This window comes from Pseudomonas sp. Irchel s3b5 (assembly GCF_900187435.1).
Classification (GTDB): domain Bacteria; phylum Pseudomonadota; class Gammaproteobacteria; order Pseudomonadales; family Pseudomonadaceae; genus Aquipseudomonas.
In genome coordinates this window covers 29195-51382 of the sequence record NZ_FYDY01000005.1, presented here as the reverse complement: position 1 = coordinate 51382, position 22188 = coordinate 29195, and the positions used below count along the sequence as shown (strand labels likewise).

At 60.1% G+C, this 22188-nt stretch carries 19 protein-coding genes; 7 read left to right on the top strand and 12 right to left on the bottom strand.

What is annotated here, in order from left to right; translation table 11 throughout:
- Positions 1-15 precede the first annotated feature (15 nt).
- Both CKW15_RS07490 and purL read right to left on the bottom strand, forming a co-directional pair.
- Entirely contained in the window at positions 16-327 is a 312-nt protein-coding gene (locus CKW15_RS07490) for a YqfO family protein (RefSeq protein ID WP_095151953.1), read from the bottom strand.
- A 5-nt stretch (positions 328-332) separates the two neighbouring features.
- On the bottom strand, positions 333-4229 hold the full coding sequence (gene purL / locus CKW15_RS07485; RefSeq protein ID WP_095151952.1) for a phosphoribosylformylglycinamidine synthase: 3897 nt from the start codon (positions 4227-4229) through the stop codon (positions 333-335).
- A gap of 285 nt (positions 4230-4514) precedes the next feature.
- On the opposite strand from purL, the gene mltF reads away from it, so the two are divergent.
- Positions 4515-5975 (top strand): membrane-bound lytic murein transglycosylase MltF, encoded by a 1461-nt coding sequence (mltF, locus tag CKW15_RS07480; RefSeq protein WP_095151951.1) that lies wholly within the window; start codon positions 4515-4517, stop codon positions 5973-5975.
- Between the two features lie 120 nt (positions 5976-6095).
- Here the strand turns inward: mltF and pdxJ are convergent, their stop codons facing one another.
- From pdxJ to lptF, 8 genes are all read right to left on the bottom strand, one after another.
- Entirely contained in the window at positions 6096-6842 is a 747-nt protein-coding gene (gene pdxJ, locus CKW15_RS07475; RefSeq protein WP_095151950.1) for a pyridoxine 5'-phosphate synthase, read from the bottom strand.
- 50 nt (positions 6843-6892) lie between these two features.
- A complete protein-coding gene (recO, locus tag CKW15_RS07470) occupies positions 6893-7582 on the bottom strand; it encodes a DNA repair protein RecO (RefSeq protein WP_095058613.1) in 690 nt (229 codons plus the stop codon).
- A 131-nt stretch (positions 7583-7713) separates the two neighbouring features.
- The gene (gene era, locus CKW15_RS07465; protein ID WP_095058612.1) at positions 7714-8616 is read right to left on the bottom strand and encodes a GTPase Era; all 903 of its coding nucleotides are present in this window, start codon (positions 8614-8616) and stop codon (positions 7714-7716) included.
- Positions 8609-9298, bottom strand: a complete 690-nt coding sequence (rnc, locus tag CKW15_RS07460) for a ribonuclease III (protein ID WP_053162288.1) — start codon at positions 9296-9298, stop codon at positions 8609-8611. Before rnc ends, era begins: the two co-directional genes overlap by 8 nt.
- 185 nt (positions 9299-9483) lie before the next feature.
- Positions 9484-10338, bottom strand: coding sequence for a signal peptidase I (gene lepB, locus CKW15_RS07455; protein ID WP_095058611.1), 855 nt, complete (start codon positions 10336-10338; stop codon positions 9484-9486).
- A 5-nt stretch (positions 10339-10343) separates the two neighbouring features.
- Entirely contained in the window at positions 10344-12143 is a 1800-nt protein-coding gene (lepA, locus tag CKW15_RS07450) for a translation elongation factor 4 (RefSeq protein WP_095058610.1), read from the bottom strand.
- A 171-nt stretch (positions 12144-12314) separates the two neighbouring features.
- Positions 12315-13376, bottom strand: a complete 1062-nt coding sequence (gene lptG / locus CKW15_RS07445) for an LPS export ABC transporter permease LptG (RefSeq protein ID WP_095151949.1) — start codon at positions 13374-13376, stop codon at positions 12315-12317.
- A complete protein-coding gene (gene lptF, locus CKW15_RS07440; protein WP_095058608.1) occupies positions 13369-14487 on the bottom strand; it encodes an LPS export ABC transporter permease LptF in 1119 nt (372 codons plus the stop codon). Before lptF ends, lptG begins: the two co-directional genes overlap by 8 nt.
- Positions 14488-14902: 415 nt before the next feature.
- Between lptF and CKW15_RS07435 the strand changes: the two genes are divergently transcribed.
- Genes CKW15_RS07435 through CKW15_RS07425 form a run of 3 tightly spaced genes read left to right on the top strand, consistent with a single transcriptional unit; the run spans position 14903 to position 17281 of the window.
- Positions 14903-16393: a leucyl aminopeptidase gene (locus CKW15_RS07435; RefSeq protein WP_095151948.1), complete on the top strand. Its 1491-nt coding sequence runs from the start codon at positions 14903-14905 to the stop codon at positions 16391-16393.
- Positions 16394-16451: 58 nt separating this feature from the next.
- Positions 16452-16880 carry a DNA polymerase III subunit chi gene (locus tag CKW15_RS07430; RefSeq protein ID WP_095058606.1) on the top strand — a complete coding sequence of 143 codons (429 nt, stop codon included), beginning with the start codon at positions 16452-16454 and terminating at the stop codon, positions 16878-16880.
- An 8-nt stretch (positions 16881-16888) separates the two neighbouring features.
- Entirely contained in the window at positions 16889-17281 is a 393-nt protein-coding gene (locus CKW15_RS07425; RefSeq protein WP_095151947.1) for a DNA polymerase III subunit chi, read from the top strand.
- Between the two features lie 143 nt (positions 17282-17424).
- Here the strand turns inward: CKW15_RS07425 and CKW15_RS07420 are convergent, their stop codons facing one another.
- On the bottom strand, positions 17425-18192 hold the full coding sequence (locus tag CKW15_RS07420; protein WP_095151946.1) for a sulfite exporter TauE/SafE family protein: 768 nt from the start codon (positions 18190-18192) through the stop codon (positions 17425-17427).
- Positions 18193-18291: 99 nt separating this feature from the next.
- On the opposite strand from CKW15_RS07420, the gene CKW15_RS07415 reads away from it, so the two are divergent.
- Genes CKW15_RS07415 through CKW15_RS07405 form a run of 3 tightly spaced genes read left to right on the top strand, consistent with a single transcriptional unit; the run spans position 18292 to position 21429 of the window.
- Complete coding sequence (locus CKW15_RS07415; RefSeq protein WP_095058603.1) at positions 18292-19182, top strand: LysR family transcriptional regulator; 891 nt, start codon at positions 18292-18294, stop codon at positions 19180-19182.
- Between the two features lie 42 nt (positions 19183-19224).
- A complete protein-coding gene (gene xseA / locus CKW15_RS07410; protein WP_095151945.1) occupies positions 19225-20604 on the top strand; it encodes an exodeoxyribonuclease VII large subunit in 1380 nt (459 codons plus the stop codon).
- Positions 20605-20607: 3 nt separating this feature from the next.
- The gene (locus tag CKW15_RS07405; protein WP_095151944.1) at positions 20608-21429 is read left to right on the top strand and encodes a M23 family metallopeptidase; all 822 of its coding nucleotides are present in this window, start codon (positions 20608-20610) and stop codon (positions 21427-21429) included.
- Positions 21430-21468: 39 nt separating this feature from the next.
- Here the strand turns inward: CKW15_RS07405 and CKW15_RS07400 are convergent, their stop codons facing one another.
- A complete protein-coding gene (locus tag CKW15_RS07400) occupies positions 21469-21825 on the bottom strand; it encodes a hypothetical protein (RefSeq protein WP_095151943.1) in 357 nt (118 codons plus the stop codon).
- Positions 21826-22188: the final 363 nt, after the last annotated feature.

The following is a 22188-nucleotide window of genomic DNA, read 5'->3' as shown; positions in this document are numbered from 1 at the left end:
TCAACGTCGGAAAGATCAGAAATCCTCCAACCGCCACACCTCATAAGCCGGTGTCTCGTAGGGATGGCTCTGTTTAAGCGCCGCCACTACCGAGTGAATCAGCTCATCGGCCACCACCAGCTCAACCTTCCATTCCTCGACCTGTTCGACCTGCCCCGCTTCGCCAATGAACGGCTGACTGCCGTCCAGTGGGCGAAACTGGCCAGTGCCAAGCACCTGCCATGCACAGTGATCATAAGCACCGATCCGCCCGCCACCGGCGGCGAATACGGCACTTTTGACCACGTCGACATGACTGTCGGGAACAAAAAAGCTGAGCTTGTACACGGCTATCAGTTAACCCAGACGCGAGCGTTACGGAACATACGCATCAGCGGAGCATCTTCGCTCCACTCATCCGAACGCCACGAGTTCTGCACGGCACGGAACACACGCTCCGGGTGCGGCATCATGATGGTTACGCGACCGTCGCGACTGGTCAGACCGGTGATCCCGCGCGGCGAGCCGTTCGGGTTGGCCGGGTAGCTTTCGGTGACCTTGCCGTGGTTGTCGACGAAACGCATCGCCACGCAACCGGACAGATCGGCTTGCAGCAGCGCCTCTTCGCTTTCGAACTCGGCATGACCTTCGCCGTGGGCGATGGCGATCGGCATGCGCGAACCGGCCATGCCTTGCAGGAAGATCGAGTTCGACTCCTGGATCTGCACCATCGCAACACGGGCTTCGAACTGCTCGGAACGGTTACGCACGAAGTGCGGCCAGAACTCGCTGCCCGGAATCAGCTCGTGCAGGTTGGACATCATCTGGCAACCGTTGCACACGCCGAGGGTGAAGCTGTCGTTGCGCTCGAAGAAGCCCTGGAACGCATCGCGGGCACGGCTGTTGAACAGCGCGGATTTCGCCCAGCCTTCACCGGCACCCAATACGTCGCCGTAAGAGAAGCCGCCACAAGCGACCATGCCCTTGAACTCGTTCAGGTCGACACGGCCGGCCAGAATGTCGCTCATGTGCACGTCGATCGCGTTGAAACCGGCGCGATCGAACGCAGCCGCCATTTCCACCTGACCGTTGACGCCCTGCTCACGCAGTACGGCAACCTGTGGGCGAATGCCTTTCTTGATGTAAGGCGCGGCGATGTCCTGGTTGACGTCGTAGCTCAGCTTGACGCTCAGGCCCGGGTTGTCTTCTTCCAGCAGCACGTCGAACTCTTGCTCGGCGCAGTCGGCGTTGTCACGCAGACGCTGGATCTGGTAGCTGGTCTCGGCCCACTGGCGTTGCAGCAGACGACGCTGGCCTTCAAATACGGTGTCACCGTTGAAGGTGATGCCGATCTCGCCATTGTTGATTGGCTGACCGATCACCGACACGCAATCACCCAAACCGGCAGCACTGAACTGCGCGAGGATGTCTGGAGTGGAATCCTGGCGAACCTGGATGACCGCGCCCAACTCTTCGTTGAACAGGATGGCCGCGATGTCGGCAGACGTTTCGGCCAGACCGTCGAGGTTCAGGCTCAGGCCGCAGTGACCGGCAAACGCCATTTCCACAACGCTGGTCAGCAGACCACCGTCGGAACGGTCGTGGTAGGCCAGCAGGTGACCGTCGGCGTTGAGGCCCTGGATCACCGCGAAGAAGGCCTTGAGGTCTTCGGCGTCATCGACGTCCGGAGCCTGGCTGCCGAGCTTGCCGTGAACCTGAGCCAGGATCGAGGCGCCCATGCGGTTCTGGCCACGACCCAGATCGATCAGGATCAGGTCGGTGGTGCCCTTGTCCATGCGCAGTTGCGGGGTCAGGGTCTGACGGATGTCAGTCACTGGCGCGAAACCGGTCACGATCAGGGACATCGGCGACGTGACGGACTTGTCCACGCCTTCATCGTTCCAGCGCGTGGCCATGGACATCGAGTCCTTGCCCACCGGAATGGTGATGCCCAGCTCAGGGCACAGCTCCATGCCGACCGCTTTCACGGTGTCGTACAGACGTGCGTCTTCGCCCGGGTGACCGGCCGCCGACATCCAGTTCGCCGACAGTTTGATGTCGGAGATCTTGCCGATACGCGAAGCCGCGATGTTGGTCAGGGTTTCACCGATGGCCATGCGGCCCGACGCCGGAGCGTCCAGCAGTGCCAGCGGAGTACGCTCGCCCATGGCCATGGCTTCACCGGTGTAGACGTCGAAGCTGGTGGCGGTGACGGCAACGTCGGCCACCGGAACCTGCCACGGGCCGACCATCTGGTCACGGGCCACGAGGCCGGTGATGGTGCGGTCGCCGATGGTGATCAGGAAGCTCTTGCTCGCCACGGCCGGGTGATGCAGGACGCGCTCGACGCAGTTGGCGATGTCGAGGGTCGACGGATCGAAATCGTCGCCCAGTTCGTTTTCACGAACCACCGAACGGTGCATGCGTGGAGCCTTGCCCAGCAGCACTTCCAGCGGCATGTCCACCGGGCTGTTGCCGAAGTGGCTGTCGGTCACGGTCAGTTGCGGTTCGGCGGTGGCCTCACCGACGACGGCAAACGGGCAACGCTCACGTTCGCAGATCGCCTTGAAGCGCTCGAAGTCAGCCGGGCCGACTGCCAGAACGTAACGTTCCTGGGATTCGTTGGACCAGATTTCGTGCGGGGCCATGCCCGGCTCGTCGTTTGGAATGTTGCGCAGTTCGAAACGGCCACCACGGTCGCCGTCGTTGACCAGTTCCGGGAAGGCGTTGGACAGGCCGCCCGCACCCACGTCGTGGATGAAGCTGATCGGGTTCTTGTCGCCCAGTTGCCAGCAACGGTCGATGACTTCCTGGCAGCGACGCTCCATCTCAGGGTTTTCACGCTGTACGGAAGCGAAGTCGAGGTCTGCCGAGCTGGTGCCGGTGGCCATGGAGGAAGCCGCGCCGCCGCCCAGGCCGATCAGCATCGCCGGGCCGCCGAGCACGATCAGCTTGGAGCCGACCAGAATCTCGCCTTTCTTGACGTGTTCTTCACGGATGTTGCCCATACCGCCAGCCAGCATAATCGGCTTGTGGTAGCCACGAACTTCATCACCGTGCGGGGTGGTGATCGATTGTTCGAAGGTACGGAAGTAGCCGGTCAGGGCCGGACGGCCGAATTCGTTGTTGAACGCAGCGCCGCCCAATGGGCCTTCGATCATGATGTCCAGCGCGGTAACGATGCGCTCAGGCTTGCCGTATGGCACTTCCCACGGCTGTTCAAAGCCCGGGATCTGCAGGTTCGACACGGTGAAACCGGTCAGGCCAGCCTTCGGCTTGGCGCCACGGCCGGTTGCACCTTCGTCGCGGATCTCGCCGCCGGAACCGGTGGATGCGCCCGGGAACGGGGCAATCGCGGTCGGGTGGTTGTGGGTTTCAACCTTCATCAGGATGTGCACCGGTTCCTGCACCGCGCCGTACTGGCGGGTCTCAGGGTCCGGGAAGAAACGACCGGCCACGGAGCCGACGATTACCGAAGCGTTGTCCTTATAAGCCGACAGAACGCCTTCGCTGTGCATCACGTAGGTGTTCTTGATCATGCCGAACAGGCTTTTTTCCTGGCTCTGGCCGTCGATGTCCCAACTGGCGTTGAAGATCTTGTGACGGCAGTGCTCGGAGTTCGCCTGGGCGAACATCATCAGTTCGATGTCGTGTGGGTTGCGCTTCAAGCCGACGAAGGCGTTGACCAGATAATCGATCTCGTCTTCGGCCAGGGCCAGGCCCAGTTCGGTGTTGGCTTTTTCCAGCGCGGCGCGGCCGCCACCCAACACGTCGATGGCGGTCAGGGGCTTCGGTTCGGCGTGGCTGAACAGACCGGCAGCCTGTTCCAGGTTGCCGAGGACGATCTGGGTCATGCGGTCGTGCAGGCCGTCGGCAATCAGCTGGGCTTCAGCGTCGCTGAACTGGCCGGCCACATAGAACGCGATACCGCGCTCAAGCCGCTGGATTTTCGCCAGGCCGCAGTTGCGAGCGATGTCGCTGGCCTTGCTCGACCACGGCGAGATGGTGCCGAAACGCGGCAACACCAGAAACAGACGACCGGTCGGCTCTTCTACTGGAACGCTAGGGCCGTACTTCAGAAGGCGCGCAAGCACCTGCTGTTCGTCGCCGGTCAGGACGCCGGTGACTTCGGCGAAGTGAGCGAATTCAGCATACAAGCCACTGACAGCCGGAACCTTCTGGCTCAGTTGCTCAAGGAGTTTGCTGTGGCGAAAGGCAGAAAGGGCAGGAGCGCCGCGCAGGATCAACATCTTCGGGACAGCCTCGGGAAGGGGTGTGCTTTGAGGCCGTGCATTCTAGCCTAAACCGCCCGCGACATCACCCGAAACGCTACGCACGGTTGCACTCGAGTGTCGATCTGTGTTTCTGCCTCGAAAGTCAGGTTAATCAGGCGTGACACAACTGCTTATTTTTACTGTAACAAAATGCACGAAAGGCCCATTCCCGTGGGGTTTCGGCCGGTTTTGTGATGTCTAGCAGACAACCCCCTCGCTGTCGAGATATGGCGCCCGTGGTCCTTTGCGTATACTGCGCAGATGTTTTCCCCAACGGCTTTGCGTCCGCGGTACGCCAAATGGCTGATCGCAACCGGACTCTTCCTGGTGCTCGGTGGCTGTGTTGATAAACCCAACACGCTCGAGCGCGTAAAGGAGGATGGTGTGCTGCGCGTGGTTACGCGAAACAGCCCCGCCACCTACTTTCAGGATCGTAACGGCGAAACCGGCTTCGAATACGAGCTGGTGAAGCGCTTTGCCGAGGATCTGGGCGTCGAACTCAAGATCGAGACCGCCGACAACCTCGACGACCTGTTCAATCAGGTCGGCAAGCCCAACGGCCCGGTGCTGGCGGCTGCCGGCCTGGTCGGCAGCGAAGAACGCAAAAAACAGGTGCGGTTTTCCCACTCCTATCTGGAAGTGACTCCTCAGGTCATCTATCGCAACGGCCAATCGCGGCCGACCGATGCGAAGGATCTGGTAGGCAAGAAGATCATGGTGCTCAAGGGCAGCACCCACGCCGAGCAACTGGCGCAGCTGAAACAGAAATTTCCCGGCATCGAATACGAAGAGTCTGACGCGGTTGAGGTCGTTGATCTCCTGCGCATGGTCGACGAAGGTCAGATCGATCTGACCCTGGTCGACTCCAACGAAGTCGCGATGAACCAGGTGTATTTCTCCAGCATCCGTGTCGCCTTTGACCTGGGTGATGCCAGCAACCAGAGCTGGGCCGTCGCGCTGGGCGATGACAACAGCCTGCTCAACGAAATCAACGACTACCTCGACAAGGTCAAGAAGAACGGCACGTTGCAGCGCCTCAAAGACCGCTACTACGGGCACGTCGACGTGCTCGGCTACATGGGTGCCACCACCTTCGCCCAGCACTTGCAGCAGCGTCTGCCCAAGTACGAGCAGCACTTCAAGGCGTATGCCAAAAAAGAGAAAGTCGACTGGCGCCTGCTCGCAGCGATCGGTTACCAGGAATCGTTATGGCAGCCCGCAGTCACGTCCAAGACCGGCGTGCGCGGCCTGATGATGCTGACCCAGAACACCGCGCAGGCCATGGGCGTGTCCAACCGCCTCGACCCCAAGCAAAGCATTATGGGCGGCGCCAAGTACCTGGCTTATATGAAAGAGCAGCTCGACGATTCGATCCAGGAACCTGATCGCACCTGGTTTGCCCTGGCCGCCTACAACGTCGGCAGCGGCCATCTGGATGACGCGCGCAAACTGACGGCCAAGGAAGGGTTGAACCCGGACAAATGGCTGGACGTGAAGAAGATCCTGCCGCGCCTGTCAGAAAAGAAGTGGTACAGCAAAACCCGTTACGGCTACGCCCGTGGCGGCGAACCGGTGCACTTTGTGGCGAACATCCGTCGCTACTACGACATCCTGACCTGGGTCACGCAGCCGCAGCTTGAAGGCGATCAGGTGGCCGAGGGCAAACTGCTGGTTCCGGGGATCGACAAGAGCAAACCGGCTCAAGAGGCTGCGCCGCTCTGACTCCATGGCGCCTTCAAGATCGCCTTCGCTGGCAAGCCAGCTCCTACAGGGTTAGCCCACCATTGCGGATCGACACAGATTTGTAGGAGCCGGCTTGCCAGCGATGGTAGCGCCCCGATGTCAGCCTTTGAGCGCCGCCGCCAGAATCAGCGCCTTCATCTCCGACACCGCCGACTTGAAGCCCACGAACAACGCATGGGCCACCAGCGCATGACCGATGTTCAGCTCGTTGATACCCTTGATCGCCGCCACGGCTTCAACGTTGTGATAGTGCAGGCCATGGCCGGCATTGACGATCAGGCCCTGGGCCAGACCAAACGCCACGCCATCGGCCACACGCTTGAGCTCTTCGGCCACGTCGGTTGGCGTTTCGGCATCGGCATAACGGCCAGTGTGCAGTTCGATGGCTGGAGCACCGACACGGCGCGAGGCTTCGATCTGGCGCTCATCGGCATCGATGAACAACGACACTTCAGAGCCGATCCTCGACAGGCGTTCAACCGCCGCTTTGATGCGCGCTTCCTGCCCCGCGACATCCAGGCCACCTTCGGTGGTCAGCTCCTGACGGGTTTCCGGCACCAGACAGATGTGTGCCGGGCGGATGCGCTCGGCGAACTGCATCATTTCTTCGGTGACGCCCATTTCGAAGTTCATGCGGGTTTGCAGAACATCCTTGAGCACCAGAACATCGCGTTCCTGAATGTGGCGACGGTCTTCACGCAAGTGCACGGTAATGCCGTCGGCGCCTGCCTCTTCCGCGTCCAGCGCCGCCTTGACCGGATCCGGGTAACGAGTACCCCGGGCCTGACGCAGGGTGGCAACGTGGTCGATGTTCACGCCAAGAAGAATGCGGGTGCTGGTGGTCACGGAAAACACTCCAGAAGAAGAGAAAGTTCGGTGCACAGCATACGGTGTGATCAGGGCTTGCGAAACAGCTCGCGACTGACAAGTGGACGTCCGCCCAAATGAACGGCCAACGCCTGGCGCATCAAGCGCTTGGCGGCAGACAGAGCACCAGGGGCGGACCAATCGGCTTCGGCCATGGCCAGCAGTTCGGCGCCATTGAACAGACCGGGTTGCAGCAGATACACCCGCTCCAGCCCCGCATCCACTTGCAAGCGGTAGAGGCCGTCCGGCGCGATGGGGGCGTCATGGATATCGAGAATCAACGAAAAACCGTAACCGAGATCATCGAGCAAGCGCCACTCGAAGGAGCGCAGCAACGGCTCCAGCGGTCGACCTTCGGCCAGCGCCAGCAGGGTCGCGGCGTAGTGATCAAACACCGAGGGAAGCGGGTCTTCGGCGGGCAGCAGGCGAATCAGCAGTTCATTGAGGTAAAGCCCGCTGAACAATGCTTCGCCGTTGAGCCAGGTGGAAACGCCGGCACTTTCCATGCGCCCGACATTCTTCAGCTCTCCCCTGCCCCGAAACTCGACTTCCAGCGGCACGAACGGCCGCGCCAGTGTCCCGGCCTTGCCCCGAGCACTGCGCAACACCGCCCGCAGCCGCCCTTGCGGCGTGAGGAAGTCCACCAACGCACTGTTTTCGCGGTAGGCGCGGGAGTGCAGGACGTAGGCGGGTTGGGCGATGGGCGGAGTTGAGGACATCAAGTCTCACATACTGTAGGAGCGAGCTTGCTCGCGATGGTGGATAACGATAACGCGGGCTTTCTGAATGAACGCGGCGCTCTCAAGTCCATCGCGAGCAAGCTCGCTCCTACAGGGGGGCTTTCGGAGTATTACAGGTCGCCGTAACCCAGCGAACGCAATGCGCGCTCGTCATCGGACCAGCCGCCCTTAACCTTGACCCACAGGTTGAGCATGATCTTGGAGTCAAACAGCAGCTCCATGTCCTTGCGCGCCTCGGTGCCGATGCGCTTGATGCGCTCGCCCTTGTCGCCAATGATGATCTTCTTCTGGCCATCACGCTCGACAAGAATCAAGGCATGGATGTGCAGGGTCTTGCCCTGCTGCTTGAACTCTTCGATTTCGACGGTGATCTGGTAAGGCAGCTCGGCGCCCATCTGGCGCATGATTTTCTCGCGCACCAGTTCGGCGGCGAGGAAACGGCTGCTGCGGTCAGTGATCTGGTCTTCCGGGAAGAAGTGATCGTTTTCCGGCAGGTAACCGGCGATCACGCGCTCCAGCGCTTCGAGGTTGTGCCCGTGCTGCGCGGAAATCGGGATGATCTGCGCGTTCGGCAGCTGCTCCTGCAACCAGCTCAGGTGCGGCATCAGCTCGGCCTTGTCTTCGATGCGGTCGGTCTTGTTCAGCGCGACGATCAGCGGGCCGGTCACGTACTGCACGCGCTCCAGAACCATCTGGTCTTCTTCGGTCCACTTGGTGCGGTCCACCACAAAGATCACCACGTCGACGTCTTTCAACGCCGCCGAAGCGGTCTTGTTCATGTAGCGGTTCAGGGCCTTTTCGCCACCCTTGTGCATGCCGGGGGTGTCGACGTAGATCGCCTGCACATCACCTTCGGTCTTGATACCGAGCATGTTGTGACGGGTGGTTTGCGGCTTGCGCGAGGTGATCGCCAGCTTCTGACCCAGGATGTGGTTCAGCAGCGTGGACTTGCCCACGTTGGGACGGCCGACGATGGCAACATAGCCACAGCGAGTTGCGTTTGAATCAGTCATTGCCATTCTCCACACCCAGGGCAATCAGTGCTGCGGCGGCCGCTACCTGTTCGGCAATACGACGACTCACACCCTGACCTCGGCTTTTTTCATTCAGTAAGATGATTTCGCATTCGACGAAGAACGTCCGGCAATGCGGTTCACCCTGGATATCCACCACTTCGTAACGCGGCAGTTCGCAACCACGGGACTGCAGGAATTCCTGCAGGCGGGTCTTTGGATCTTTGTTGGTGTCGACCAGCGTCAGGCCTTCGAACTCGCCGGCCAGCCAGGCAAGCACACGCTCGCGGGCCATTTCCATGCCGGCATCAAGGTAGATCGCACCGATCAGCGCTTCGAGGGCATCGGCCAGAATCGACTCGCGACGGAAACCGCCGCTTTTCAACTCGCCAGAGCCCAGGCGCAGGTAATCGCCAAGGTCGAAACCACGGGCCAGTACGGCCAGGGTCTCACCTTTCACCAGGCGTGCGCGCAAACGCGACAACTGGCCTTCGCGGGCCAGCGGGAAGCGATCGAACAGCGCCTCGCCAGCAACGAAGTTGAGGATGGCATCACCGAGGAATTCCAGGCGTTCATTGTTACGCCCGGCAAAACTGCGGTGAGTCAGGGCCAGGACCATCAGCTCCTGATCCTTGAAGGTGTAGCCGAGCTGACGCTCGAGACGGCTTAAGGAGACGCTCACGGTTTACCCACGCTGAGTTCGTGGTTGGATTCCACCGCCACCGCCGGGATTCGGCGCAGGCCTGGGACAATTAACGCTGTGTTCAAAAATAACGTCCTGAATATCATTGGCTTCATGCTCCCGGGCACCGATTGTGTCGGTTCCAGAAATGCATTCGGCGCTGTGTTCAACAGCGCCGTGTTTGATTACTTGATCAGGCCAACCCGCGAGAAATTCGGCAGGTGACTGAGTTTGGGTTCCGGCCAGCTCATCCAGACCGCGAAGGCCTTGCCGACGATATTCTTGTCGGGAACCATGCCCAGCAGATCCTTGGGAATGCTCGGATCATCCCAGTAGCGACTGTCGTTCGAGTTATCGCGGTTGTCGCCCATCATGAAGTAGTGCCCGGCAGGCACAGTCCACGAACGGTCAGGCGTGGCGCGGTAGCGGCTCATTTCCTTGCGGATCAGGTGCTCGGCGACACCGAGCTTTTCCTTGTAGAGTTCCGCGCTGCCCAGCGTGCCCGGCTCGGAGCCGAGCAGTTGTTCGGCAACCGATTCACCGTTGACGAACAATCGCTTGTCGGCGGTGTAGCGAATCTTGTCACCCGGCAGGCCCACCACACGCTTGATGTAGTTGACGTTCGGATCGCTTGGATAGCGGAACACCATCACATCACCGCGCTGCGGATCACCGACGTCGATGACTTTCTTGTCGATCACCGGCAGGCGAATCCCGTAGGAAAACTTGCTCACCAGGATGAAGTCGCCGACATCCAGGGTCGGCTTCATCGAACCGGACGGAATCTGGAACGGTTCCACCAGGAACGAACGCAGCACCAGCACGATGAACAACACCGGGAAGAACGACTTGCCGTATTCAACCAGCAGCGGTTCTTTGTTCAGTTTCTCGACCACGACCATGTCCGGCTGGCTGACGCTGCCCTGATAGGAGGTGATGGCGGCACGCCGACGCGGCGCCAGGATCAACAGATCAAGCAACGCCAACAGGCCGCAGACAAACACGGCGATGACCAGCAACAGCGGGAAATTTAGTGACATAGGACCTAACTATCCAACCTGAGCACGGCAAGGAAGGCTTCTTGTGGAATTTCCACGTTACCGACCTGCTTCATGCGTTTTTTACCGGCCTTTTGCTTTTCCAGCAGTTTCTTCTTACGGCTGACGTCACCACCGTAGCATTTGGCCAATACGTTCTTTCTGAGCGCCTTGACGGTTGTACGCGCCACAATCTGCCCGCCAATGGCGGCCTGGATTGCCACGTCGAACATCTGCCGCGGAATCAGTTCTTTCATCTTCTCGGTCAGTTGGCGACCTTTGTAGTGCGAGTTGTCACGGTGCACGATCAGCGCCAGGGCATCGACCTTGTCACCGTTGATCAGCACGTCCAGTTTCACCAGACTAGCCGATTGATAACGATCGAAATGGTAGTCCAGCGAAGCATAGCCGCGGCTGGTGGATTTCAGACGATCGAAGAAGTCCAGGACCACTTCGTTCATCGGCAGGTCGTAGGTCACTTGTACCTGAGTGCCGAGGAACAGCATGTCGACCTGTACACCACGTTTTTCGATGCACAGGGTAATGACGTTACCCAGGTGCTCTTGCGGCACAAGAATGTTGGCGCGCACGATCGGCTCGCGCATGTCTTCGATGGAAGACAGGTCCGGCAGCTTGGACGGGTTATCGACGTAGATCGTCTCGCCGGTCTTGAGCAGCAGCTCGAAGATTACCGTCGGCGCCGTGGTGATCAGGTCCAGGTTGTACTCGCGCTCCAGGCGCTCCTGGATGATTTCCATGTGCAGCATGCCGAGGAAACCGCAACGGAAGCCGAAGCCCAGTGCGTCGGAGCTTTCCGGCGTGTATTGCAGCGACGAGTCGTTCAGGGTGAGCTTTTGCAGCGCTTCACGGAAGTCTTCGAAGTCGTCGGAGCTGACCGGGAACAGACCGGCATACACCTGCGGCTGAATGCGTTTGAAGCCTGGCAGCACGTCCACGTCTGGCGTGGTGTTCAAGGTCAGGGTGTCGCCCACTGGCGCACCGTGAATGTCCTTGATGCTGGCGATGATGAAGCCCACTTCACCGGCCTTGAGGTCAGCGGTAGGGGTGTGCTTCGGGTTGAATACACCGACGCTGTCCACCAGGTGGATCTTGCCGGTGGACTTGACCAGGATCTTGTCGCCCTTCTTCACGCGGCCATGGCGAACGCGCACCAGGGACACAACGCCCAGGTAGTTGTCGAACCAGGAGTCGATGATCAACGCTTGCAGCGGATCTTCGTAGTTGCCGGTCGGTGCTGGAATGGTGGCGACCAGACGCTCGAGCACTTCGTCGACGCCCAGACCGGTCTTGGCAGAGCACGTGACCGCGTCAGTGGCATCGATGCCGATGATTTTTTCGATTTCTTCTTTGACGCGGTCCGGATCGGCCTGTGGCAGGTCGATCTTGTTCAGCACCGGCATCACTTCCAGGCCCTGCTCGATGGCCGTGTAGCAGTTGGCAACCGACTGTGCTTCAACGCCTTGACCGGCGTCGACCACCAGCAGCGCGCCCTCACAGGCAGCCAGCGAACGGCTCACCTCATAGGTGAAGTCAACGTGGCCGGGGGTATCAATGAAGTTCAACTGGTAGTTGATGCCGTCTTTGGCCTTGTAATACAGAGTAACGCTGTGAGCCTTGATGGTGATCCCGCGCTCGCGCTCGAGGTCCATGGAGTCCAGAACCTGGGCTTCCATTTCGCGCTCGGCGAGGCCGCCACACATCTGGATGAAGCGATCGGCCAGCGTCGACTTGCCATGGTCAATGTGGGCGATGATGGAGAAATTGCGGATATGACTCAAATCACTCACGGATCAACACTCAAAAAGGCTGCAGGCATAGCCCGCCGAAAAATAGCCGGGAATTGTACCTGATCCACGGCGCAAGCGTCACGTTCGCAGGTCAGACGGCACGTACAAAAACGCCCCGGCCTTGCGACCGGGGCGTTTCTTTGTCATCAAACGCGGGGTTTTACCCTGCCATCATCCGGCGCGCCGTAGTAACCAGAGCCCCGCCAGGGCACAGACACCGGCCGGCAGCAGTACGGAAAACAGCGGCGGGAACCCGAATACCAGGCTCGAAGGCCCCAACAGATCCTGGACGATGCGGAAGGTGAAGCCCACCAGCACGCCGGTGAAGACCCGCTGACCGAGAGTCACCGAGCGCAAGGGTCCGAAAATGAAGGAAATCGCCATCAGCACGAGCGCGGCGGTGACCAACGGCTGCAACACCTTGACCCAAAATGCCAGCCAGTAACGACCATTGTTCAGCCCCTGATCCGCCAGATAGTGGATGTAACTCCACAGACCACTGATCGACAGCGAATCCGGCGTCATGACCACGGTATTGAGCAATTGCGGGCTCAACGCCACATCCCAACGCTCGACCGGGGTAGACACCACCTCGGTGTTCTTTTCATGGAACAGCGTGGTGCTGACGTCCGACAGCTGCCAGTGATCCGTGTCGAACTCCGCACGCCTGGCGAAGCTCGCCGACAACATGTGCCGCTCGTTATCGAAGCGATAACGGGTCACGCCGTACAGAACACCGTTGGGTTGGACCGAGTTGACATGGATGAACTCGTCACCCTGACGGTGCCACAAGCCGTGTTTGGCGCTTTGTGAGTCGCCACTGCCCTGAGCCAGCGAGCGGTTGGCCTGGGCAATGGATTCAGAGGCCGGGGCGACATACTCGCCGACCAGCACACCCGCCAGCATCAGCACCAGCATCGGCTTCATCACCGCCCAGACGATTCGGCCAATCGACACGCCAGCGGCGCGCATGATGGTCAATTCGCTGTTGCTGGCCAGGCTGCCAAGGCCGATCAGGCAACCGATCAGAGCCGCCATCGGCAGCATGTCGTACAGACGACGTGGTGCGGTCAGCAACACATAGCTCAGCACATCGAGCAGCGTATAGGTGTCGCTGACGTCACTCATTTCATCAATGAACGCAAACAGCGTGGCCAGGCCCAGGATGATCCCGAGCACTGCGAGAATCGCCATGAACACACTGATACCGATGTAGCGATCCAGCTTAACCACGGGCCACCTCCAGCTTGCTGCGGCGACTCGCCATCTTCAAGCGCAAGGGCTCCCAGTAAAGCAGGCCCAGGCCAATGACCAGGAAGATCCCGTGAACCCACCATAAACCCAGCGCTGGTGGAATCTTGCCTTTTTCGAGGGCGCCGCGGGCGGCAATCAGGATGGACAGGTAAGCCATGTAAAGAAGGATCGCCGGCAGCAGCTTGAGGAATCGGCCCTGGCGCGGATTGACCCGCGACAGCGGCACCGCCATCAAGGTCACGATGAACACCAGCAATGGCAGGGACAAACGCCATTGCAGCTCGGTGCGCGAACGAATGTCATCGCTGCCCAGCAAGGTGGCCGTGGTCATGGCATCGCGGTCGGTGACTTCGTCGCTGACATCAGGCTTGGGCAGCAACACACCGTACTCGTCGTACTTGATCGCCCGGTAGTCGGCCTGCCCCGGATTACCGTCATAGCGATAGCCGTTATCGAGGATCAGGTAGCGGTTGCCGTCGGGGCGGATCTCTTGACGACCCTTTTCAGCCACCAATACGGAGATCCCGCGGTCCTTTTTGTCTGAATTGAGGTTTTTCTGGGAAATGAACACTCCGCCCAGATTGACGCGATTATCCGACAGCTGTTCGGTATACGTCACCCGGGTACCGTCGCGCAGGGCCTGGAAACGGCCGGGTTCCAGGGTATCGAACTCGGTCAGTGCATCCTGCTTGTTCAGCAGCAATTGAAATTGATTGGCGCCCTGTGGGGCCAGGCTCAGGCTCAACCAGGCAACGATCAACGCCACCAGTGTCGCCGGGAAAAGGGTCATGCAAAACAGGCGCTGCTGGCTCATGCCAGTGGCCGACAGGACGGTCATTTCGCTCTCAAGATAAAGGCGACCGTAGGAGAGCAGGATCCCCAGAAACAGCCCCAGCGGCAAAATCAGCTGGAGAAAGCCCGGCATGCGAAAACCCATGATCAGGAACAACGAGCCCGGATCGAGTTGACCCGCAGCTGCCTGGGCAAGGTATTTGATGAAGCGGCCGCTCATGATGATGACCAGCAGCACGGCGCTGACGGCGCTCAAGGTCAAGAGGACTTCGCGGGACAGATAACGGAAGACAATCAAACCAGACACTCCAGGGTTGTCAGGCTAAGGCGGCCAAACAAGCAAACGTATCAGACAGCCCGCAAGGCAGGAGCCGCCGAAAAAGATGGCGCATTATCCTGTGATTGGGTGCGCCTGTCACTGCGCAATGCATTGAAGCACCTTGTAGTAGCGAGCTTGCTCGCGATGCTCGTCAACGATAACGCGACAACCCAGAAACCCCACAGCGGTCCGGGGCTCCTCGCGAGCAAGCTCGCTCCTGCTGTGGCCTGCAAACCATGAAGATCGCACAACCGAGGGTTGTCAGGCGCCGGTAGCGAGGTTCAAACTGCGGCCTTTGTCGCCGATCGACCTGGCGTCTTTCTCTTTATAGGCAAGTGGGCGCACATACGGTGTCGGGCACTTGCGAGATCACCATCAATTCAGGGAACCGGACATGGAACTGGTTGTAAAAAGCGTAAACCCGGAAACGTTGAAGACCGCCACGCTGGTGGTTGCCGTCAGCGAAGGCCGCAAGCTCGGCGCCGTGGCCAAACAACTCGATGAATTGAGCGGTGGCGCGATCAGCACCGTACTCAAGCGCGGCGATCTGGCCGGTAAAGTTGGCCAGAGCCTGATGCTGCACAGCCTGCCGAACCTCAAGGCCGACCGCGTGCTGCTGGTGGGCGTGGGCAAGGACGACGAACTGGGTGATCGCCCGTTCCGTAAAATCATCGCCGGCATCCTCAACACCCTCAAAGGCCTGGGCGGCAGCGACGCGGTACTGGCGCTCGACGAAGTCGTGGTCAAAGGTCGCGACAGCTACGGCAAGACCCGCCTGCTGGCTGAAACCCTGGTAGATGGCGAATACACGTTCGATCAGTTCAAAAGCCAGAAAGTCGAACCTCTCGCGCTGAAGAAAATCACCCTGCTGACCATCAAGGCCGCTCAGGCTGAAGTGCAGCGCGCCGTGACTCACGCTACCGCGATCGCTAACGGCATGGCCTTCACCCGCAACCTGGGCAACCTGCCGCCTAACATCTGCCACCCGACCTTCCTCGGCGAGCAGGCGAAAGACCTGGGCAAAGAGTTCAAGGATCTGAAAGTCGAAGTCCTCGACGAGAAGAAGATCAAGGCTCTGGGCATGGGCTCGTTCTACGCGGTCGGCCAGGGCAGCGCTCAACCGCCGCGCCTGATCGTCATGCAGTACAACGGCGGCAAGAAATCCGAGAAGCCGTACGCACTGGTCGGCAAAGGCATCACCTTCGACACCGGCGGCATCAGCCTGAAGCCGGGCGCCGGCATGGATGAAATGAAGTACGACATGGGCGGCGCGGCCAGCGTGTTCGGTACCCTGCGTGCCGTGCTTGAGCTGAATCTGCCGATCAACCTGGTGTGCATTTTGGCCTGTGCCGAAAACATGCCGAGCGGCAACGCTGCACGCCCGGGTGACATCGTCACCACCATGAGCGGCCAGACCGTGGAAATCCTCAACACCGACGCCGAAGGCCGCCTGGTGCTGTGCGACGCCCTGACCTACGCCGAGCGCTTCAAGCCGCAAGCGGTGATCGACATCGCCACCCTGACCGGCGCCTGCATCGTTGCACTGGGCTCGCACACCTCGGGCTTGCTGGGCAACAACGACGAACTGATCGGCCAACTGCTGAGCGCCGGCAAAGCTGCTGACGACCGTGCCTGGCAACTGCCGCTGTTCGATGAGTACCAGGAGCAACTGGACAGCCCGTTCGCCGACATCGCCAACATCGGCGGCCCGAAAGCCGGCACCATCACCGCTGCCTGCTTCCTGTCGCGCTTCACCAAGAACCTGAACTGGGCGCATCTGGACATCGCCGGTACCGCATGGATCAGCGGAGGCAAGGACAAGGGCGCCACTGGCCGTCCGGTTCCCCTGCTGACCCAGTACCTGCTGGACCGCGCCAAAGCCTGAAACCAATGATCCAGGGGGCGTTGCTTTCGGGCAACGCCGCCCCGGCTCAGGAACCGCAATGACCAAAGTCGACTTCTATATCCTGCCCAGCGCCGACCCTTCGGCACGCCTGGATTTCGCCTGCAAGCTCACCGAAAAAGCCTGGCGCATGGGCCACCGCGTTTACCTGCATTGCAGCGATGCGACCCAGCGCGATGACCTCGATGCACGCCTGTGGACCTTCAAGGGCGAAAGCTTCGTGCCCCACGGTCCCGCCGAAAATGAACCGGACGGCTTGATCGTGCTGGGTTTTGGCGATGACTGCGGTCAGCATCAAGACTTGCTGGTCAACCTCGACCTGAAAGTCCCGGCCTTCGCCCCGCGTTTCGCCCGCGTGGCGGAAGTGGTGGTGGAAGACCCGACAATTCGCCAGGCCGCGCGGGAGAGTTTTCGTTTCTACCGCGAACAAGGCTATCCTCTGCAAGATCACCGTTTACAGCGACTCTGAGCATTCCGATGGACACTCCAAAACCGCTGCAACCGTCTCACCTGCTGGACGACCTTGAGTCGATCCGCCAGTTGCTCGGCGACGAAAACCTGCAACCACCACTGCTGACCGAAACGGTCGAGGACGACGACCAGGAACAGATTCCCATGTTGTTCGACGCCGTCAGCGAACCCGCACCGAGCGTCGCACCGCCAGCCCCGGCACCCGTTGCCGAACCGGCACCTGCGCCAGCGGCCAGCAAGAACCCGGACGATTTGCTGCACCTGGACAGCGAACTGCGCGCCGCCGCAGAGCTGATCATGCAAGACGTGATCGACGACTTCGCCCCGCACATCGAAACCGAAATCAAACGACGCCTCAGTGCGCGACTGGAACGGCTGTTGAGTCAGTACAACGACTGACGCCCTGACCCGTCGATCGAACCGCTCTCTTGCGAACCGCAAACTCTGTAGGAGCCCGGCTTGCCGGCGATGAAGCCCTTGAGGACGCTATCGCCGGCAAGCCGGACTTCTACAGAGCGGCGCGAGACATCGCCGTTATCTGTTCAGGTGCTCAAGTAGCGCCCAATCAAGGCAATCCCGCTGGCCAGCACCAACCATGTCACCAAGCGCACGAACGCCTCGCGCGACAGCTTCATGGTCAGCCGTCGGCCGATCCACAGTCCCAGCGCCATGGCCGGCAGCAGGCACACCGCCAGCGCCAGCAACGGCAAATCGGCATACACACCCGCGATAACGAACAGGCTCAATCGCACCACCGTACTGCAGCTGATCAATGCACTCTGGGTCGCTCGCGCCGCCTCCTTGGACAAACGACTGTTCAGATAGATCGCATACAAAAACCCACCACTGCCGAACAACGCGCCAAACATCCCGCCCACGGTACCCATCGGCAGTGCCCATGCTGCGGACAATTGCGTCGGCCGGCTTTTCACCCACAGGCTGTATATCGCATAGGCGCTGATAAACAGCCCCATCAACAACAGCAACAGATCCGACTTGAGGTTCAGCAGAAAAACCACCCCCACGGTGCAGCCCACCGCCATACACGGCAGCAACCGCAGCAACTCCGGCCTGGCCACATCACGCCGCGAAGGCAGCAGATTGCCGAAAGCCGCGACGAAATCCAGCAACACCAGCAGCGGTACGATCTTCGACAGCGGCATAAACAGAATCAGAATCGGCCCCGCCACCAACGCGGTGCCGAAACCGGCGATGCCAAACACGATGTAAGCCAGGGCGATGCCCCCACCAATCACCAGCCAGTCCATGGCGCCAAACGGCCATTGCCCCAGCAACGTCAATACGCTCATTGCAGCGTTCCTCTATTTAAGTTCGCTGACTTTAGCCATTGCCGAGGGTTGCGACTAATATCGTCAAAGCCACCCACCAATCTCAAAAAGGCATGCCTTGTGCTTTCAATCCGGCAACTGCGTTACTTCGTAGAAATCGCTGAGTGCGGCAGTTTTGGGGCCGCAGCCGAGCGCCTGTTCATCGCCCAGTCGGCGCTGAGTCGACAAATCAAGGACATGGAAGCGCACCTGCAAACCCCGCTCTTTGAACGTACTGCACGCAGGCCCCAGCTCACACCTGCGGGGGAAGCTTTTTTACCCCGAGCCAAAAATCTGTTGAGCGAACTGATCAAGGCCAGCGAAATGGCCACCAAGATCGGTAGTGGCCAAACCGGTACCTTACGCCTGAGTCATTCCAGCACGGTGCCCATGAGCGGCCGACTGCTACGCAGTGTCAGCGATTATCTTGAACATCATCCCGGTGTATCCATGGACATCGCCCAGTTGTCTTCCGAAGCGCAGCTGCAAGAATTGGCAGATGGTCGACTGGATGTCGGTCTATTGCGTTTGCCATTGCTCCGCCAGTGCGAAGGGATACAGATAGAGGTGCTTTACGATGAACCTTTGCTGGTGGCAGTTCCGCCCGATCACTGGTTGGCCGGGGACATACCCGGGCAGCCAATCAACCTGGGACAGTTACGTGAAGAAGCGTTTATTTCCATCCCTCACCCCCAACGAGGAGGGCTTAGCTACCTGTCTGCGCAGTTGTGCATGCGCCAGGGTTTCTTTCCCAAAGCAGCTCGGGTGATGTCGCGTAAAACCACGCAACTGCAATTAATCCAGGCGGGATTTGGTATCGCCCTTTTGCCGGAATCGATGCAGGACATTGCGCCACCCGACGTCCATTTTCTGCCATTGGCAGACCCCGACAGCCATAGCAGCGTCGCCTTGGCATACCGCAAACACCCAACGACGCTGGTTCAACAGTTCATCGATCATTTGGTGATATAGGGATCGTGCATTCACTTGGAAAATGCCTTTAAACTGCGCCCCATGATTAAAGATCCCTTTGCAAGACTCGGCCTGGACCGCGAAGTCCTGACCGTCAGCCAGCTCAACGGCCGTGCGCGGGTGTTGCTCGAAGACGTATTCAGCAACATCTGGGTCGAAGGCGAAATCTCCAACCTCGCCCGCCCGGCGTCCGGCCACGTGTATTTCACCCTCAAGGACAGCGGCGCCCAGGTGCGTTGCGCACTGTTTCGGCAAAACGCCGCGCGCGTGCGTCAGGCCTTGAAGGATGGCCTGGCGGTCAAGGTCCGAGGCAAAGTCTCGCTGTTCGAGGGACGCGGCGATTATCAGCTGATCCTCGACACCGTAGAGCCGGCCGGCGATGGCGCCTTGCGCCTGGCCTTCGATGCGCTCAAGGAAAAACTCAGTGCCGAAGGCCTGTTCAGCGCCGAACGCAAGGTGCCGCTGCCGGCGCACCCACAACGCATCGGCATCATCAGTTCGCCTACCGGCGCTGTGATCCGCGACATCATCAGCGTGTTTCGTCGCCGTGCGCCGCAAATACAGCTAACGCTGATCCCCACCGCCGTGCAGGGCCGCGAAGCCACCGCGCAGATTGTCCGCGCCTTGAAACTGGCGGATGCCCGCGGCTTCGATGCGTTGATCCTGGCCCGTGGCGGTGGTTCGCTGGAAGACCTCTGGTGCTTCAACGAAGAAGCGGTTGCCCGCGCCGTTGACGCCTGCGTAACACCGATCGTCAGCGCCGTCGGCCATGAAACCGACGTATCGATCAGTGACTTCGTCGCCGACGTTCGCGCCCCGACACCCTCCGCGGCCGCCGAACTGCTGGCACCGGATTCCAGCGACCTGGTACGCCGGGTCGAAAGCCTGCACCGCCGATTGGTGATGCGCATGCGCGACCGTTTGATGCGCGACCGGCTGCGACTGGAAGGCATCTCTCGACGTCTGCGCCATCCCGGCGAACGTTTGCGCCAGCAAGCGCAACGCCTGGATGACCTGGACATGCGCATGCGCCGCGCGTTCGAGCGCAGCCTCAACACGCGTCGTGAACGTTTGATCCGTCTGGAGACTCGTCTGGCCGGGCAACATCCGGGACGTCAACTGGCGATGCTGCGCCAGCGCCTCGACAGCCTGGCCGAACGCCTCCCCCGCGCCATCCGCGAAGGGCTGAAGAGTCGTCGCCTGCAACTGCACAGCCAGATGCAGACGTTGCATGTGGTCAGCCCGCTGGCGACTCTCGGCCGTGGCTACAGCATTTTGCTGGACGAGCGCGGCAAGGCGATCCGCAGCGCCGGGCAAACCCGCACCGGCCAGCGCCTGACCGCCAAACTGGGTGAAGGCGAACTGCAGGTCCGGGTCGAAGACAATCACCTGACGCCTGTCACCCTTTCTTTACTGGACTGATCCATGCCGCGCTTTTTAGCTCCACTGCTGTTGCTGTGCCTGACCTTCAACGCCCACGCCGACAGCTACATCACCCGCCTGCTGAACAAACCCGTGCCGGGCGGCGTGGCCGTGGTCGACCTGGGCACTTCCGCCCAGGCGCCGAAAGCCAGCTATCAGGGCAAACCGCTGCTGGTGGTCAAGGAACAGAACAACTGGCTGGCCATTGTCGGCGTGCCGCTGACGGTCAAACCGGGCGCACAGTCCATCAGCAGCGGCGGTCGCAATCTGGGTTTCACTGTTGGCAACAAAAAATACCCGGAACAGCGCATCACGCTGAAGAACACGCAACAGGTCAATCCGGACCCGGAGAACCTCAAGCGCATCGAGCGTGAACTGGCTGAGCAGATCACCGCCTACCGCACATTCAGCCCGAACACGCCGAGCAACCTGCTGCTGGACAAACCCGTCGCCGGCCCGCTGTCGAGCAAGTTCGGCGTGCGCCGTTTCTTCAACGGTGAAGAGCGCAATCCTCATTCAGGCCTGGACTTTGCCGTGCCGGCCGGCACACCGATCAAAACCCCGGCTGCCGGTAAGGTGATCCTGATCGGCAATTACTTCTTCAACGGCAACACAGTGTTCGTCGACCACGGCCAGGGCTTCATCAGCATGTTCTGCCATATGTCGAAGATCGATGTGAAGGTCGGCCAGCAACTGGCTCGCGGCGGCGTGGTCGGCAAGGTCGGGGCGACGGGTCGTGCGACCGGCCCGCATATGCATTGGAATGTCAGCCTGAATGATGCACGGGTGGATCCGGCGATTTTTATTGGGGCGTTTCAGCCTTAAGCAAGATCAAAAGATCGCAGGCTGCGATCTTTTCGAGCCCTACTCAGCGTCCAGATCCTCAATCCCATGAACCTCCCGGTCCGCCAGGCAGTGCCTGACCCATTCCTGGGTCTCCTGCGAGAAACCGCTCAACTCCTGCGTCGTAATCAACTCCCGCGCACATAGCCCAAGCAGATGCGAGCGGGCTTCATGGCTTGAAAACCGAAAGACGCCAAACGCCCAATACAACTCTTTCTGCCCGGCCTTCAGCAGCTCTTCGCTCGCGTCGATCCGCTCGTAGGGTGGGATGCTCTTGTCCAGCACGATCTTTTCGACGTCGGTCATGATGCGGGTGCACATTCGCTCATGGGCGACCGGGCGCAATTCGCAATATCGTTTCCAATCGGACTCGTTCATCACCGACTCCTGCTTGCCAACTGAGGCTTTAAGAATAGCCTCGCTACCCGGTCATGGTGCTTGAGGTTTCGATTGCGCATCGCTTAAACCTTTCGCAAACAAGACAAATATTTATGCAAAAAAAAGCAATAAAATCTCGGAAAACACCCGTTCACGAGTATTCCTCTCAATTTTTTTCGACTGCTTGCCATCCTTCCCCCCCAAGGTTAGGGTTGAAGGCATGAAAACCTCTCACACCCTCATTCAGCTTCGCCAGCACCGCAGCCTGTGCCTCGTCAGTGCACGACTGCCGGGCTGAATCGTGGTGCCTCGTCCCAAGCGTTAGTCCAAGAACTTTTGATCCACCGGCAGGCCGCCTTTTTT

What these genes read in the sequence shown, in the direction of transcription:
- purL (WP_095151952.1), bottom strand. Translation starts at nt 4,229, where the DNA reads ATGTTGATCCTGCGCGGCGCTCCTGCCCTTTCTGCCTTTCGCCACAGC.
- mltF (WP_095151951.1), top strand. Translation starts at nt 4,515, where the DNA reads ATGTTTTCCCCAACGGCTTTGCGTCCGCGGTACGCCAAATGGCTGATC.
- recO (WP_095058613.1), bottom strand. Translation starts at nt 7,582, where the DNA reads ATGTCCTCAACTCCGCCCATCGCCCAACCCGCCTACGTCCTGCACTCC.
- era (WP_095058612.1), bottom strand. Translation starts at nt 8,616, where the DNA reads ATGACTGATTCAAACGCAACTCGCTGTGGCTATGTTGCCATCGTCGGC.
- lepB (WP_095058611.1), bottom strand. Translation starts at nt 10,338, where the DNA reads ATGTCACTAAATTTCCCGCTGTTGCTGGTCATCGCCGTGTTTGTCTGC.
- CKW15_RS07435 (WP_095151948.1), top strand. Translation starts at nt 14,903, where the DNA reads ATGGAACTGGTTGTAAAAAGCGTAAACCCGGAAACGTTGAAGACCGCC.
- CKW15_RS07430 (WP_095058606.1), top strand. Translation starts at nt 16,452, where the DNA reads ATGACCAAAGTCGACTTCTATATCCTGCCCAGCGCCGACCCTTCGGCA.
- CKW15_RS07425 (WP_095151947.1), top strand. Translation starts at nt 16,889, where the DNA reads ATGGACACTCCAAAACCGCTGCAACCGTCTCACCTGCTGGACGACCTT.
- CKW15_RS07420 (WP_095151946.1), bottom strand. Translation starts at nt 18,192, where the DNA reads ATGAGCGTATTGACGTTGCTGGGGCAATGGCCGTTTGGCGCCATGGAC.
- xseA (WP_095151945.1), top strand. Translation starts at nt 19,225, where the DNA reads ATGATTAAAGATCCCTTTGCAAGACTCGGCCTGGACCGCGAAGTCCTG.
- CKW15_RS07405 (WP_095151944.1), top strand. Translation starts at nt 20,608, where the DNA reads ATGCCGCGCTTTTTAGCTCCACTGCTGTTGCTGTGCCTGACCTTCAAC.
- CKW15_RS07400 (WP_095151943.1), bottom strand. Translation starts at nt 21,825, where the DNA reads ATGAACGAGTCCGATTGGAAACGATATTGCGAATTGCGCCCGGTCGCC.